The sequence below is a fragment of the Nocardioides sp. JCM 18999 genome, assembly GCF_055391175.1.
In genome coordinates this window covers 1,998,305-2,011,967 of the sequence record NZ_AP043887.1, presented here as the reverse complement: position 1 = coordinate 2,011,967, position 13,663 = coordinate 1,998,305, and the positions used below count along the sequence as shown (strand labels likewise).

The 13,663-nt window shown below is 71.1% G+C and carries 14 protein-coding genes; 8 read left to right on the top strand and 6 right to left on the bottom strand.

The features are described 5' to 3' along the window. The first annotated feature begins 30 nt into the window (after positions 1-30). Both ACZ5J1_RS09740 and ACZ5J1_RS09735 read left to right on the top strand, forming a co-directional pair. A complete protein-coding gene (locus ACZ5J1_RS09740) occupies positions 31-831 on the top strand; it encodes a septum formation family protein (protein WP_464558190.1) in 801 nt (266 codons plus the stop codon). Then, entirely contained in the window at positions 828-1,643 is an 816-nt protein-coding gene (locus ACZ5J1_RS09735; RefSeq protein WP_464558188.1) for a septum formation family protein, read from the top strand. The genes ACZ5J1_RS09740 and ACZ5J1_RS09735 overlap by 4 nt, the downstream gene beginning before the upstream one ends. A 6-nt stretch (positions 1,644-1,649) precedes the next feature. Here ACZ5J1_RS09735 and ACZ5J1_RS09730 read toward each other — a convergent pair whose 3' ends face one another. Together ACZ5J1_RS09730 and ACZ5J1_RS09725 are read right to left on the bottom strand one after the other, a co-directional pair. Then, positions 1,650-2,042: a pyridoxamine 5'-phosphate oxidase family protein gene (locus ACZ5J1_RS09730; RefSeq protein WP_464558186.1), complete on the bottom strand. Its 393-nt coding sequence runs from the start codon at positions 2,040-2,042 to the stop codon at positions 1,650-1,652. Positions 2,043-2,050: 8 nt separating this feature from the next. Beyond that, a complete protein-coding gene (locus tag ACZ5J1_RS09725) occupies positions 2,051-3,133 on the bottom strand; it encodes an SLAC1 family transporter (protein ID WP_464558184.1) in 1,083 nt (360 codons plus the stop codon). 86 nt (positions 3,134-3,219) lie between these two features. Here ACZ5J1_RS09725 and ACZ5J1_RS09720 point away from each other — a divergent pair, with 86 nt between their 5' ends. From ACZ5J1_RS09720 to ACZ5J1_RS09700, 5 genes are all read left to right on the top strand, one after another. Continuing rightward, positions 3,220-4,110, top strand: coding sequence for a LysR family transcriptional regulator (locus tag ACZ5J1_RS09720; protein ID WP_464558182.1), 891 nt, complete (start codon positions 3,220-3,222; stop codon positions 4,108-4,110). Between the two features lie 154 nt (positions 4,111-4,264). Beyond that, positions 4,265-6,022 (top strand): 2-isopropylmalate synthase, encoded by a 1,758-nt coding sequence (leuA, locus tag ACZ5J1_RS09715; protein ID WP_464558180.1) that lies wholly within the window; start codon positions 4,265-4,267, stop codon positions 6,020-6,022. 49 nt (positions 6,023-6,071) lie between these two features. Beyond that, positions 6,072-6,797 (top strand): DNA repair protein RecO, encoded by a 726-nt coding sequence (gene recO / locus ACZ5J1_RS09710; RefSeq protein ID WP_464558178.1) that lies wholly within the window; start codon positions 6,072-6,074, stop codon positions 6,795-6,797. A gap of 74 nt (positions 6,798-6,871) precedes the next feature. Next, positions 6,872-8,122, top strand: coding sequence for a YibE/F family protein (locus ACZ5J1_RS09705; RefSeq protein WP_464558176.1), 1,251 nt, complete (start codon positions 6,872-6,874; stop codon positions 8,120-8,122). Further along, entirely contained in the window at positions 8,025-8,825 is an 801-nt protein-coding gene (locus ACZ5J1_RS09700) for an isoprenyl transferase (RefSeq protein WP_464558174.1), read from the top strand. Before ACZ5J1_RS09705 ends, ACZ5J1_RS09700 begins: the two co-directional genes overlap by 98 nt. 73 nt (positions 8,826-8,898) lie before the next feature. On the opposite strand, the gene ACZ5J1_RS09695 is transcribed toward ACZ5J1_RS09700, so the two are convergent. Genes ACZ5J1_RS09695 through ACZ5J1_RS09680 form a run of 4 tightly spaced genes read right to left on the bottom strand, consistent with a single transcriptional unit; the run spans position 8,899 to position 12,113 of the window. After that, positions 8,899-9,339, bottom strand: a complete 441-nt coding sequence (locus ACZ5J1_RS09695) for a Fur family transcriptional regulator (RefSeq protein ID WP_464558172.1) — start codon at positions 9,337-9,339, stop codon at positions 8,899-8,901. Next, a complete protein-coding gene (locus ACZ5J1_RS09690; RefSeq protein WP_464558170.1) occupies positions 9,326-10,363 on the bottom strand; it encodes a metal ABC transporter permease in 1,038 nt (345 codons plus the stop codon). Before ACZ5J1_RS09690 ends, ACZ5J1_RS09695 begins: the two co-directional genes overlap by 14 nt. Beyond that, positions 10,360-11,145 carry a metal ABC transporter ATP-binding protein gene (locus tag ACZ5J1_RS09685; protein WP_464558168.1) on the bottom strand — a complete coding sequence of 262 codons (786 nt, stop codon included), beginning with the start codon at positions 11,143-11,145 and terminating at the stop codon, positions 10,360-10,362. The genes ACZ5J1_RS09690 and ACZ5J1_RS09685 overlap by 4 nt, the downstream gene beginning before the upstream one ends. Further along, on the bottom strand, positions 11,142-12,113 hold the full coding sequence (locus tag ACZ5J1_RS09680; RefSeq protein ID WP_464558166.1) for a metal ABC transporter substrate-binding protein: 972 nt from the start codon (positions 12,111-12,113) through the stop codon (positions 11,142-11,144). The genes ACZ5J1_RS09685 and ACZ5J1_RS09680 overlap by 4 nt, the downstream gene beginning before the upstream one ends. A 142-nt stretch (positions 12,114-12,255) precedes the next feature. Here ACZ5J1_RS09680 and ACZ5J1_RS09675 point away from each other — a divergent pair, with 142 nt between their 5' ends. After that, positions 12,256-13,659: a glycine--tRNA ligase gene (locus tag ACZ5J1_RS09675; protein ID WP_464558164.1), complete on the top strand. Its 1,404-nt coding sequence runs from the start codon at positions 12,256-12,258 to the stop codon at positions 13,657-13,659. Positions 13,660-13,663 lie beyond the last annotated feature (4 nt).

Here is a 13,663-nt window from a genome sequence, read left to right as displayed (position 1 = left end):
CTCACCACCGGCTGGCTAGGCTCGTCCACCGTGCATCGCCTGCTTTCCCTCGTCCTCGGCCTGGCTGTGGCCCTGACCGTGCTGACCGGTTGCGGCGATGACACCGAGGCCGGGTCCGACCCTGCCCAGGTCGACGCCACCGCGCCGCCCGAGACGTCGGTGTGCCGCAACCTCACCCGCGCCCAGATGGAGTCGCCCTCGGACGCGACCGACCTGGTCGACTGCAGCGAGCCGCACAACTCCGAGACCTTCGCCGCGGGTGCGCTGCCCAAGACGTTCTCCGAGGCCGACTACGCCGACCCCGACCTGGACACGTGGGCCTACGCCGCCTGCAACGCCGCGCTGGAGGAGCACCTCGGCGCCAGCGACTCGGTGCTGATGCGCTCGCTCTTCACCTGGGTCTGGTTCCGCCCGTCGGAGAAGGCCTGGGACAAGGGCGCCCGCTGGTACCGCTGCGACCTGCTCGCCGGCGGCGACAACGGTCAGCAGTACCTGGACCTGCCCACCACCACCGCGGGCCTGCTCGCCAAGGGCGCCGACGACCGGTGGATGGCCTGCGCCAAGGGCGACGACGTCAACTCCGGCACGAAGCTCGGCTGCGACCAGCCGCACACCTGGCGCGCGGTGACCACGATCAAGGTCGGCGAGCCCGGCGACGACTGGCCGGGGGAGGAGGCGGTCGTGGAGAAGACCAAGCAGTTCTGCTCCAGCAGCGTCGCTGCCTGGCTCGGCTATCCGACCGACTACAACTACGGCTACACCTGGTTCGGTGAGCTGGAGTGGAAGGCGGGCAACCGGCGTTCGGTGTGCTGGGCGATGACGACCTCGTGAGCGCGCCCCCGGGCCGCCCGGTCCGCGCCGTGCTGGGGGTCGCCCTCGGCGTCGCGCTGCTGAGCGGGTGCAGCGACTCCGACGGTACGTCGACCCCGACCGCTCCGCCGACCGCGACTCCGGTCGCGGCGCCCGCGCAGGGCGCCTGCTACCAGCTGACCTACGACCAGGCCGTCGCCCCGACCGCTGCGTCGCGCCCCGACGCCGCACCCTGCGACGGCGCCCACACCTCCGAGACCTTCCTCGTGACCGGGCTGTCCACCCAGGTCGGCGGCCACCTGCTCGCCGTGGACTCCGAGCGCGTGCAGGCGCAGAGCGCGCGGACGTGTCCGGCCAAGCTGTCGTCGTACGTCGGCGGGAGCGAGGACGACCTGCGGCTGTCGATGCTGCGCGCGGTCTGGTTCACCCCGACCGTGGCCGAGTCCGACGAGGGTGCGAACTGGTTGCGCTGCGACGTCGTCGTTGTCGCCGGCGAGGGCAAGCTCGCCTCCCGCAAGCAGTCCGTGAAGGGGCGGCTGAGCAAGGACGACCCGACCCTGGCGATGTGCGGGACCGCCGCCCCCGGCAGCGCCGGCTTCGAGCGCGTGCCGTGCTCGACCAAGCACACCTGGAAGGCGATCGAGGTCGTCGACATCGACGGGTCGACGTACCCGGGCGAGGCGAAGGCCAAGGACGCCGGCACCGACCAGTGCCAGCAGGCGGGCCAGGACGCCTCCGACGACGCCCTCGACTACCGGTGGAGCTACGAGTGGCCCACCGCCGAGCAGTGGGCCGCCGGCCAGGACTACGGCCTCTGCTGGGCTCCCGCCTAGCTCGACTCAGTCGGCGAGACGGCGGCCGTTGACCTCCTGGGCCACCACCTTGATCCACAACGGACGCGGCCCGTCGGCCCAGGTGGTCAGTCCCTGGACGTCGGCCGGGACCTCGGACTCGTGGTAGCGCAGGTGCGCCGATCCACGGACCTGGACGCTCCAGCCGTGGTGGCTGGCGGCGTCGAGGTCGTCGACCAGGACCGCCACCGGGTCGTCGTCGATCTCGTGGGCCGCGGCCGAGTGCGCCGAGGTGCGCAGCCAGAGCTCACCCTCGTGCAGCACGTAGTTGAGCGGTACCACCACCGGTCCGTCGGCCTGGTTCCAGGCGACCCGACAGACGGAGGACCGCTCGAGCAGGCTCCAGCACTCGGCGGTGTCGATCTCGATCAGATGGACCATGGCCCTAGTCAAGCAGCATCGACAAGGCTCGCACGAGGGTCGGAGGCGGGAATCGTGCGCAGGATCGTCCTCGCCGTTCCGGTGGCGACCACACCCCAGATCGCGACCAGCGTGCCGCCACCCGCCCAGGCCAGCCCGATCAGCACGTCCAGTCCGGTCAGGTCGGCCAGCGCCGCCGTCGCGGTCACCATCGTGGCCAACGGGAACGTGAAGGCCCACCACGCCAGCGAGAATCGCAGGCCGTCGTGCCGCGCCGCGCGGGTGAGGCTGACGCAGATCGCCAACCAGAGCAGGCCGAAACCCCAGACCGGGAGGCAGAACGCCAGCTCGAGCGCCCGCAGTCCGGCCGGTGGGAGCCCGGCGGCGGGGAAGGCCGCCGGGATCTGGGCGGCCAGGTGGTGCACCGCGGTCACGGACTGGCCGAGGAACCCCAGGGGGATCCACAGCGTCGGGACCGCCGCCGTCGGCCCCATCCCGCTCTGCAGCAGGCGGGTCCAGAGCTGGCCGAGCAGGAGCATGCCCGCGATCAGCGAGACCCCGATGCAGGCGGCGCAGAGCACGACCAGCGACTGCCGCACCTGGCCGGACGGCAGCCACGGCACCAGCGCGGCCCCGGTCGCCGCGCTCACCAGCGGCGGTACGACGGGCAGCAGCCACCAGCCCGACGGATCGCTCGGGGCGTAGGTGTGGGTGCGGATCGCCGTCACCGGGACGGCGACCGCGGTCCAGCAGCCCAGCGCCGTGCCGGCCAGCCAGCCGGCGATCGCGAGGGTGTGCGCCGCCGTCGCGCCGAGCAGGTGCTCACCGACCAGCCCCGTGCCTGCGGCGACGGCGAGGATCGCCATCGCCGCGGCCCCCGAGAAGTGCCCGAGCACCGGGTCGGTGTGGTGCCGGTGCCACAGCAGCGGGTCGCTCCGTCGTCCCTGCAGGGCGGCCCCGGCCACCCCGAGCAGCAGCACCGCCCCGAGCAGCCAGAAGCCGACGGCCAGGGCCGACTGGCCGGGCACCGTGCCCGGCAGGCCCTCCAGCACGACGGCGACGATCGCCGTTCCCATCGGGACGGTGAACCAGTTCGGGGCGTAGCGCGTCACCCGTCGATCCTCGCCGGGAGGGACCGACGTCAGTAGAGGCACTCTCCTGTGAGGTCACAGGCAAACCCTGTGGCTAGGGTGGCGACATGGATCTGGAGTCCCTCCGCCTGCTGGCCGACGTCGCCCGACTCGGCAGCATCGGTGCTGCCGGTCGGACGGCCGGCATCAGTCAGCAGTCGGCCTCGGAGCGGCTGCGCGCCCTCGAGACCCGGACCGGGGTGCCGTTGCTGGATCGCGACGCGCGGGGCTCCCGGCTGACCGAGCAGGGGCGCCTGGTGGTCGCCTGGTCCCGTGAGCTGCTGGAGGCGGCCGACGAGCTGGAGGAGACGTTGGAGACCCTGCGGGCTCCGCAGTCGCACGTGCTGCGGGTCGCGGCCTCGATGACGACGGCCGAGTTCCTGGTGCCCGGGTGGTTGGTCCGGTTGCGCCGTCACCAGCAGGTGACGGTCTCGCTGCAGGCCTCCAACAGCGACCAGGTGCTGGCCGCGGTGCGCGCCGGTGAGGCGGCGATCGGGTTCATCGAGGGGCCGGCGCACCCGGCCGGGCTCAACTCAGCGGTCGTGGGGCACGACGAGCTGGTGCTGGTGGCCGCCCCCGACGACCCGTGGGCGACCCGGCGCTCCGTCGGGCCGCGCACCCTCGCCTCCCGCCCGCTCACCCAGCGCGACGCCGGCTCGGGCGGGCGGGCGGTCACGGAGCGGGCCTTCGCCGCGGCCGGGGTCACCCCCGTCGTCCCCGAGGCGGAGGTGGCGACCAACGCGGCGGTCGCGGCGAGCATCCGCGCGGGAGGTGCGCCGGGCTTCCTCTCCCGTCGCGTGGTCGAGCGCGACCTCGCGCTGGGAACGCTGGTCCTGGTCCGCACCACCGGGATGTCGCTCGACCTGCCCTTCACCGCGGTCTGGCCGGGCCCCCGCACGCCGCCCGCCGGGCCGGTCCGTGACCTGCTCGCGATCGCGCGTGCGTCCCGCTCGACGTGAGCGGTCCGGCTCGGGGTATGGTGGTTTCCGTCATGGTGACGCTGCTGAGCCTTGAGCTCCTTCTTAGCTGCCGTAGCGAGGTCTGAGAGCCGGACCCCCTCGCTGCGGAGGTCGCGTGCGCCCGGCACACCAGATCCCAGCTGAGGAACAAGACATGACCAATCTGAGCAACACCACCAACCAGCAGAAGCCCTCCCCGATGCCGTTCGGGCGGTACGCCGCCTTCGAGCCCGTCACCGTGCCGGACCGCACCTGGCCCGACCGTCCGATCACGAAGGCGCCGCGCTGGCTCTCCACCGACCTGCGTGACGGCAACCAGGCCCTGATCGACCCGATGACGCCGGCGCGCAAGCTGCGCATGTTCGAGCTCCTCGTCGCGATGGGTTACAAGGAGATCGAGGTCGGGTTCCCCTCGGCCAGCCAGACCGACTTCGACTTCGTCCGCAGCCTGATCGAGGAGGACCGGATCCCGGACGACGTCCAGATCTCGGTGCTCACCCAGGCTCGCGAGGACCTGATCTCGCGCACCGCCGAGTCGCTGGCCGGTGCTCCCCGCGCGACGATCCACCTCTACAACGCCACCGCGGAGCTGTTCCGCCGGGTCGTGTTCAAGGTGACCCCCGAGGAGTGCATCGGGATCGCGGTGCGCGGCACCGAGCTGGTGATGAAGTACGCCGAGCAGTACATGCCCGAGCTCGTCGGCTCCGAGAGCTTCGGCTACCAGTACAGCCCGGAGATCTTCACCCAGACCAACACCGACTTCGCGCTCGAGGTCTGCGAGGCCGTCTCCGACGTCTGGCAGCCCGAGGCCGGTCGCGAGATCATCCTCAACCTGCCGGCCACGGTCGAGATGTCGACGCCGAACACCTACGCCGACCAGATCGAGTACTTCGGCCGGGGACTGACCCGCCGCGAGCACAGCGCGATCAGCCTGCACCCGCACAACGACCGCGGCACCGCCGTGGCCGCCACCGAGCTGGGCCTGATGGCCGGCGCCGACCGGGTCGAGGGCTGCCTCTTCGGCCACGGCGAGCGCACCGGCAACGTCGACCTCGTCACGGTCGGGATGAACCTGTTCAGCCAGGGCATCGACCCGCAGATCGACTTCGCCGTCGGCGGTGGCATCGACGAGATCCGCCGCACCGTCGAGTACGTCACCAACATCAACGTGCACCCGCGCCACCCGTACGCCGGGGACCTGGTCTACACCGCGTTCTCCGGCTCCCACCAGGACGCGATCAAGAAGGGTCTGGAGGACCTGGACCGGATCGCCGCGGAGCAGGGCGTCCCGGTCACCGAGATCCCGTGGGAGGCGCCGTACCTGCCCATCGATCCCAAAGACGTCGGTCGCACCTACGAGGCCGTGATCCGGGTCAACAGCCAGTCCGGCAAGGGCGGCGTGGCCTACCTGCTCAAGAGCGAGCACTCGCTGGACCTGCCGCGCCGCGCGCAGATCGAGTTCTCCCGGGTGATCCAGGAGCACACCGACTCCGAGGGCGGCGAGATCACCGGCGAGCAGATCTGGAAGGTCTTCTCCGCCGAGTACCTCGAGCGCGACGTGCCCTACAGCCTGGAGAGCTGGAACTCCGTGACCGGCCCCGAGGGGGACCGGCAGGAGGTCCACATGCGGGTCCGCGGCGAGGAGCGCACCTTCGTCGGCGAGGGCAACGGCCCCGTCGCGGCGTTCGTCGACGGGATGCGCCAGGCCGGCGCCGACATCCGGGTCCTGGACTACGCCGAGCACGCGCTCTCCGCCGGGGGCGACGCGATGGCGGCCGCCTACGTCGAGTGCGAGATCGGCGGCGAGATCGTGTGGGGCATCGGCATCCACGCCAACATCGTCACCGCCTCGCTCCGCGCGGTGGTCTGCGCCGCCAACCGGGCGCAGGCCGTCACCATCCCGCACGCCTGACCGGTGAGTCCGGCGGGCCGGGTCAGGGGCAAGGGCGCACAATAGGTCAGTGCTCTACCGTGACGAAGCGATCGTCCTGCGCACCCACAAGCTGGGTGAGGCGGACCGCATCATCACGCTCCTGACCCGGTCCCACGGCCGGGTCCGGGCCGTGGCCAAGGGCGTGCGGCGCACGACGTCGCGGTTCGGCTCCCGGCTCGAGCCGTTCACCCACGTCGACCTCCAGCTGGCGCAGGGACGGAACCTGGACACGATCACCCAGGCCGAGACGCTCTCCCCGTTCCAGGCCACGTTGGCGCTGGACTACGAGACCTACACCGTCGGCACCGCGATGCTGGAGACCGCCGACCGGCTGGTCTCGGAGGAGCGCGAGCCGAGCGTGCAGCAGTTCCTGCTCCTGGTCGGCGGGCTGCGCGCCCTGGCGGCGGGCGACCACGCGCCCGGCCAGATCCTCGACTCCTACTTCCTGCGCTCCCTCGCGGTCGCCGGCTACGCGCCCAGCTTCGACGGCTGCGCCCGGTGCGGCCTCGAGGGCCCGCACGGCTGGTTCAACCCGTCGCTGGGCGGGTCGCTGTGCGCGACCTGCCGGATCCCCGGCTCGGCGACGGTCTCCTTCGAGACCCTGGTCGTCCTCGGGGCGCTGCTGGCCGGGAACTGGTCGGTCGTCGAGGCCGCCGACCCCCGGCACCTGCGCGAGGCGAGCGGGCTGGCGGCGAGCTACCTGGCCTGGCACCTCGAACGCGGTCTGCGCTCGCTGGCCTACGTCGAACGATGACCCGGCACGCCCACAGCCATGCCCACGGGCACGGCCACAGCCACAGCCACGCGCGCCGGAGGGCAACAGCCCCCGTGGAGCGCACCCGCGCGCTGATCCTCGTCGGCATCCTGGTGGTGGTCGGCCTCGCCACCATCGTCGGCGCGATCCGGTGGTGGCCCGACCACGCCAAGGCCGAGTCGCTGCGCGGCACCCTGACCTTCGCCGTCGAGGGGTCGACCTACGTCCAGGCGACGGTCACCGACGTGCAGCCGCGCTGTGCCGAGGCGCTCGCGACCACGCCGACCTGCGGCAACCTCGTGGTCACTCTCGACGACGGTCCCGAGGCCGGCAGCAGCCAGACCGTCGGCGTACCCCCGGAGGTGCTCAACGCTGGGCTCGAACCGGGCGACAGCGTCGAGCTGCTCCGGCTGCCGGCCCGGGAGGGCAGCGACGTCAGCTACAGCTGGTACGACGTCCAGCGCGAGACCCCGCTCTGGGCGCTGGGCCTCGTCTTCGTGGCCGCGACGATCGCGGTGGCGCGGATGCGTGGCCTGCTCGCCCTGGTCAGCCTGGCGATCGCCGGAGGGGTGATCTGGTGGTTCCTGCTGCCCGGGATGATCACCGGCGGCCCGCCGCTGGCCCTGGCGGTGGTCGCCTCGTCGCTGATCATGTACCTCGTCCTCTACCTCACCCACGGCGTCTCGATCCGGACCAGCACCGCGCTGGCCGGCACCCTGATCGGGATCGCGATCTCGGCGATCGCGGCCAACTGGGCGATCGACTCCAGCCACCTCAACGGCGTGATCGACGACGGCGGCTCGACGTTGTCGACCCTGCTGCCGGCGCTCAACCTGCACAACGTGCTCAAGGCCGCCGCCGTGATCGCCAGCCTCGGTGCGCTCAACGACGTCACCATCACCCAGGCCTCCGGGGTCTGGGAGCTGCGCGAGGCCTCGCCGCAGATGTCGCGCTGGGAGCTCTACCGCTCCGCGATGCGGATCGGACGCGACCACGTCGCCTCGGCGATCTACACCCTCGCCTTCGCGTACGTCGGCACCGCGCTGACACTGCTGCTGGCCATCGGCCTCTACGACCGATCGATCTTCTCGCTGCTCGGTGCCGAGGAGATCGCCGAGGAGATCGTGCGCTCCCTGGCCGGCGGACTCGGGCTGCTGGCGGCGATGCCGGCCACGACCCTGATCGGGGTGCTGGTGGTGGCCGCGGTGACCTCTAAGGTTGATGCTCATGGCGCGCAAGAAACCGGCTCCGGCTCCGCAGCCGAGGCAGATCCGTCGGCCGACACCGCACCCGTCGGGCGCCACGCCGCCCCCGATCCCGGCTGACCTGGTCCCGCAGCACGTCGCCGTCATCATGGACGGCAACGGTCGCTGGGCCCAGGAGCGCGGGCTGCCGCGCACGGCCGGCCACACCGAGGGGGAGTCCTCGCTCTTCGACGTCGTCGAAGGGGCGATCGAGCTCGGGGTGAAGGCGATCAGCGCCTACGCGTTCTCCACCGAGAACTGGTCGCGCAGCCCCGAGGAGGTCCGTTTCCTGATGGGCTTCAACCGCGACGTGATCCGCCGTCGGCGCGACGAGATGCACGAGCTCGGTGTCCGGGTCCGCTGGGCCGGCCGCGCGCCGCGGTTGTGGAAGTCGGTGATCAAGGAGCTCCAGATCGCCGAGGAGCTGACCAAGGACAACACCGTCGCCACGCTGACCATGTGCGTCAACTACGGCGGCCGCTCCGAGCTGGTCGACGCCACCCAGCGGATCGCCGCCGACGTGGCGGCCGGGAAGCTGAAGGCGCACAAGATCGACGAGGCCGTCTTCGAGCGCTACCTCTACGTCCCCGAGCTCGCCGACGCGGACCTGATCTGGCGGACCTCAGGGGAGCAGCGGCTGAGCAACTTCATGCTCTGGCAGGCGGCGTACTCGGAGATGGTGTTCACCGACGTGCTCTGGCCCGACGTCGACCGCCGGCACCTCTGGGCGGCGTGCGAGACCTACGCCCGCCGCGACCGCCGGTACGGCGGCGCCGAAGCGTGAACTTGAGGAAAGTAACGCGTCCCGCGTTACTTTCCTCAAGTTCACCGGCCCTCGCGCGTTACTTCGCGCAGGTTCACCGACAGTCGGTGCAGGTGCCGAAGAGCTCGAGCGTGTGCGAGACGTCGGTGAAGCCGTGGTCGGCGGCGACGGCGTTGGTCCAGCGCTCGACCGCCGGACCCTCGACCTCGACCGTGCGGCCGCAGGAGCGGCAGACCAGGTGGTGGTGGTGCGAGTCGGAGCAGCGCCGGTAGATCGCCTCCCCGTCCTCGGAGCGCATCATGTCGATCTCGCCGGCCTCGGCCAACGCCGTGAGAGTCCGGTAGACGGTCGCCAGGCCGACCGACTCACCCCGCTGGGCGAGCAGGTCGTGGATCTCCTGGGCCGAGTGGAAACCGGACGTCTCACCCAGCGCCGCCGAGACCGCGAGCCGCTGCCGGGTCGGGCGCAGCCCGCCGCTCGCGGCGCCGCGGGGCTGGATGCCTTCGGTGCCTCGGCGGGGCTCAGTGCTCGTCATAGTGGGGCTCCCCGCTCTCGGTGACGTGAACGGCGTGCCGGTGCCCGTGGTGGAGGTAGTCGACGTGGTCGCCGTGCTCGATCGCCGGGTGTCCGCAGTCGGGACCGTGCTGGTGCAGGTGCGCGTGGCCGGCGCTCGGGTCCTCGGCGCTGCAGTCGAGCTCGTCGTCGATCACGTCGAACGGCGTGAGCAGTCGTTCCCGGCGACGCAGCCAGGCCCCGATCGGCCAGGCGATCGCGAAGAAGGCGAGGGCCAGCATCACGATCGTCGGCCCGGGGGCGACGTCGGCCTTGAACGAGGCGAACGCCGAGATCACCAGTCCGCCAACCGAGGCGAGGGTGCCGACCACCATCGCGCCCAGCAGGGTGGTGCGGAAGGAGCCGCTGAACTGCTGGCTGGTCGCCACCGGCACCACCATCAGCGCACTCACCAGGAGCAGGCCGACGGTCCGCATCGCGACGGTCACGCTGACCGCTGCCAGGACGGCGACGAGCAGGTTCCAGGCCTGCACCTTGAGACCGCTGACCCGGGCGAACTCCTCGTCCTGGGCGACGGCGAAGAGCTGCGGCGCCAGGCCGCCGCCGATCACGAGGATCGTCGCGGCCAGCACCATCGTGGCGATCACGTCGGAGATGGTGATCGTGGTGATCGAGCCGAACAGGTAGCGCTGCAGCTCGCTGCCGGACTCACCGGCCAGGCCGGTGATCAGCACGCCGCCGGCCAGACCGCCGTAGAAGAGCAGCGCGAGCGCGACGTCGCCGTTGGCATGGCCACGACCCCGGATCACCTCGATCGCGATCGCGCCGAGGATGGCGACCACGACGGCGGTCCAGGTGGGGGAGCTGTGCGTCAGCAGGCCGATCGCGACACCGGTGACCGCGACGTGGCCGAGGCCGTCACCCATCAGCGCCAGCCGGCGCTGCACCAGGTAGGTGCCGACGACGGGAGCGGAGAGACCGGTCACGGCGGCAGCGATGAGTGCCCGCTGCATGAAGCCGAGGCTGAACAGGTCGGCCGGGGTCATGAGTCCTCCCGCTGCAGCGGCGAGACCACGTGGATCCGGTGGTCGTCGGCCGGTCGCAGGTCGTGGTGCATGGCGTGGTCGTCCAGGGCGGTGCCGTGGATCTGGCTGTGGTCCAGGGGCGGGCCGTCGTACGCGACCCGTCCGTCCCGCATCACGACGGTGCGGTCGACGAGGCGGGCGAGCGGGCCGAGCTCGTGAGCGACGAGGACCAGCGTGGCGCCCCGGTCCTTGAGCTGGCCGAGCGTCTCGGTGAGCGCGATCTGGTTGGGCAGATCGACACCGGCCGTGGGTTCGTCGAGGAAGAACACCTCGGGCTCGCCGGCCAGCGCTCGGGCGATCAGGACGCGCTGCTGCTGGCCACCCGAGAGGCTGGAGACCCCGTCGTGGGCGCGGTCGGCCAGACCGACCGCCTCCAGGGCGTCGCGCACGACGGCGCGGTCGGCCCGGCCGAGCGGCTTGAACAGGCGCCGGTGGGTGAGGCGCCCCGAGGCCACCACCTCCCAGACGCTCGACGGGATGCCGGAGGAGGCGCCGGCGCGCTGCGGGACGAACCCGATCCGGCCCCAGTCCTTGAAGTCACCCAGGGGAGTGCCGAACAGGTCGACCCGTCCGGCGGCGAGCGGACGCAGCCCCACCATCGCGCGCACCAGCGTCGACTTGCCGGACCCGTTGGCCCCCATCAGGGCGACGAACGCGCCTGGGGTGACCTCGAGCTCGATGTCGCGCAGGATCGGACGCCCGCCGATCGTGACGCCGACGCCGTGCACGGAGACGGGATTCATGCGCATCCGTTCGCTTTCTTCAGGGCGACCAGGTTGGCCGCCATCAAGGAGAGGTAGTCCTCGTCGCTGGTCTCGTCGCTCAGCCCCTCGATCGGGTCGAGGATCGCCGTGGTGATCCCCATGTCGTGGGCGAGGGTCTCGGTCAGCGCGGGGGAGACCAGTGTCTCACCGAAGACCGTGGTGATGCCCTCGGCCTCGATCAGCTCCTGCAGCCGACCGAGGTCGGCCGGGGTCGGCTCGGCGTCGGGCGAGAGGCCCGCGATCGGGGCGATCTCGAGGCCGTAGCGGGTGAGGTAGCCGAAGGCGTTGTGCGAGACCACGATCGTGTCGCGCTCGCACTGCGCCAGCCCCGAGGAGTACGACGCGTCGAGCGCGGTCAGATCGGCGGTCAGTGCCGCGGCGTTCGCCCGGTACTCGTCGGCGTGGTCCGGGTCGACCTCGACCAACGTGGACGCCACCGCGTCGGCGACCTTGGCCAGCTTGAGCGGGTCCTGCCAGAAGTGCGGGTCGAGGTCGCCATGGTCGTGACCGTCGTGGCCCTCCTCCTCGGCTTCGCCGTGCTCGTCCGCCTCGACCTCGTCGTGGCCGTGGTGCTCGATCGGCTCGAGCCCCGCGATCGCGCCCGCCTCGACGACGGTGCCGTTGGCCTGCTTGACGGCGGCGTCGACGGCGGCCTGGAGGCCCTTCTCGTAGACCACGACCTGGGCGAGGGCGACCTCGCCGGACTGGGCCGGGGTCAGCTCGAGGTCGTGCGGTTCCTGTCCGGGGCGGGTCAGGTTCTTCACCGTCACGTGGTCGCCTCCGACGCGCTCGGAGACGAACTGCAGCGGGTAGAACGCGGTGACCACCGAGACGGTGCCGTCCTTCCCGGCGAGCGTGTCGGCGGAGTCGTCGAAGGCGGCGCACCCGCTGGTCAGCAGGGCGGCCGCGGCGATGAAGGCGCCGGCGACGGCGGTCCGATTCAACATGAGAACGATTCTCGTTCGCATTGAGAATGATTGTCAAACCAGGGATCACCTGTGGCGAACGCTGCTGCGGCCGATCGGATCGCTAGGCTGAGCGACCAGCAAACTGCACAACGTACGAAGCTCCCCTCAGAAAGCAGGACCCGTGGCTACCTCGCCCGCCCCCGGCAAGACCGTCGACGCCGTTGTGAACCTCGCCAAGCGGCGTGGGTTCGTCTACCCGTGCGGCGAGATCTACGGCGGAACCCGCTCTGCCTGGGACTACGGCCCGCTCGGCGTCGAGCTCAAGGAGAACATCAAGCGCCAGTGGTGGCGCTCGATGGTGACCAGCCGCGACGACGTCGTCGGCCTGGACTCCAGCGTCATCCTGCCGCGCCAGACCTGGGAGGCGTCGGGCCACGTCGCCACCTTCAGCGACCCGCTGATCGAGTGCCTGTCGTGCCACAAGCGTCACCGCGCCGACCACCTGCAGGAGCGGTACGCGGAGAAGAACAACATCGCGAACCCCGATGACGTCCCGATGGCCGAGGTGCCCTGCCCCGACTGCGGCACCCGCGGCCAGTGGACCGAGCCGAAGGCGTTCTCCGGCCTGCTCAAGACCTACCTCGGTGTCGTCGACGACGAGTCCGGGCTGCACTACCTGCGCCCCGAGACCGCGCAGGGCATCTTCATCAACTTCGCCAACGTCGTGACCAGCCAGCGGATGAAGCCCCCGTTCGGCATCGCGCAGATCGGCAAGTCGTTCCGCAACGAGATCACGCCGGGCAACTTCATCTTCCGCACCCGCGAGTTCGAGCAGATGGAGATGGAGTTCTTCGTCAAGCCGGGCGAGGACAAGGAGTGGCACCAGTACTGGATCGACACCCGACTGCAGTGGTACGTCGACCTGGGCGTCAACCCCGACAACCTGCGCCTCTACGAGCACCTGCCCGAGAAGCTCTCGCACTACTCGACGCGCACGGTCGACGTGGAGTACCGGTTCAACTTCGCGGGCTCCGAGTGGGGTGAGCTCGAGGGTGTCGCCAACCGCACCGACTTCGACCTCTCCACGCACTCGAAGCACTCCGGCACCGACCTGAGCTACTACGACCAGGCCAACAACGAGCGCTACACGCCGTACGTGATCGAGCCGGCAGCCGGTCTGTCGCGCAGCCTGATGACCTTCCTCGTCGACGCCTACACCGAGGAGGAGGCGCCGAACGCGAAGGGCGGCGTCGACAAGCGCGTCGTGCTCAAGCTCGACCCGCGTCTGGCCCCGGTCAAGGCGGCCGTGCTGCCGCTGAGCCGCAACGAGGACCTCTCCCCGAAGGCCCGCGGCCTGGCCGAGGAGCTGCGCAAGAACTGGAACATCGACTTCGACGACACCCAGTCCATCGGCAAGCGCTACCGCCGTCAGGACGAGATCGGCACGCCGTTCTGCATCACCGTCGACTTCGACACCCTCGAGGACCAGGCGGTCACGATCCGCGAGCGCGACACGATGAGCCAGGAGCGGGTCTCCCTGGACCAGGTCCCGGCCTACCTCGGCGCTCGCCTCCTCGGAGCCTGACGAC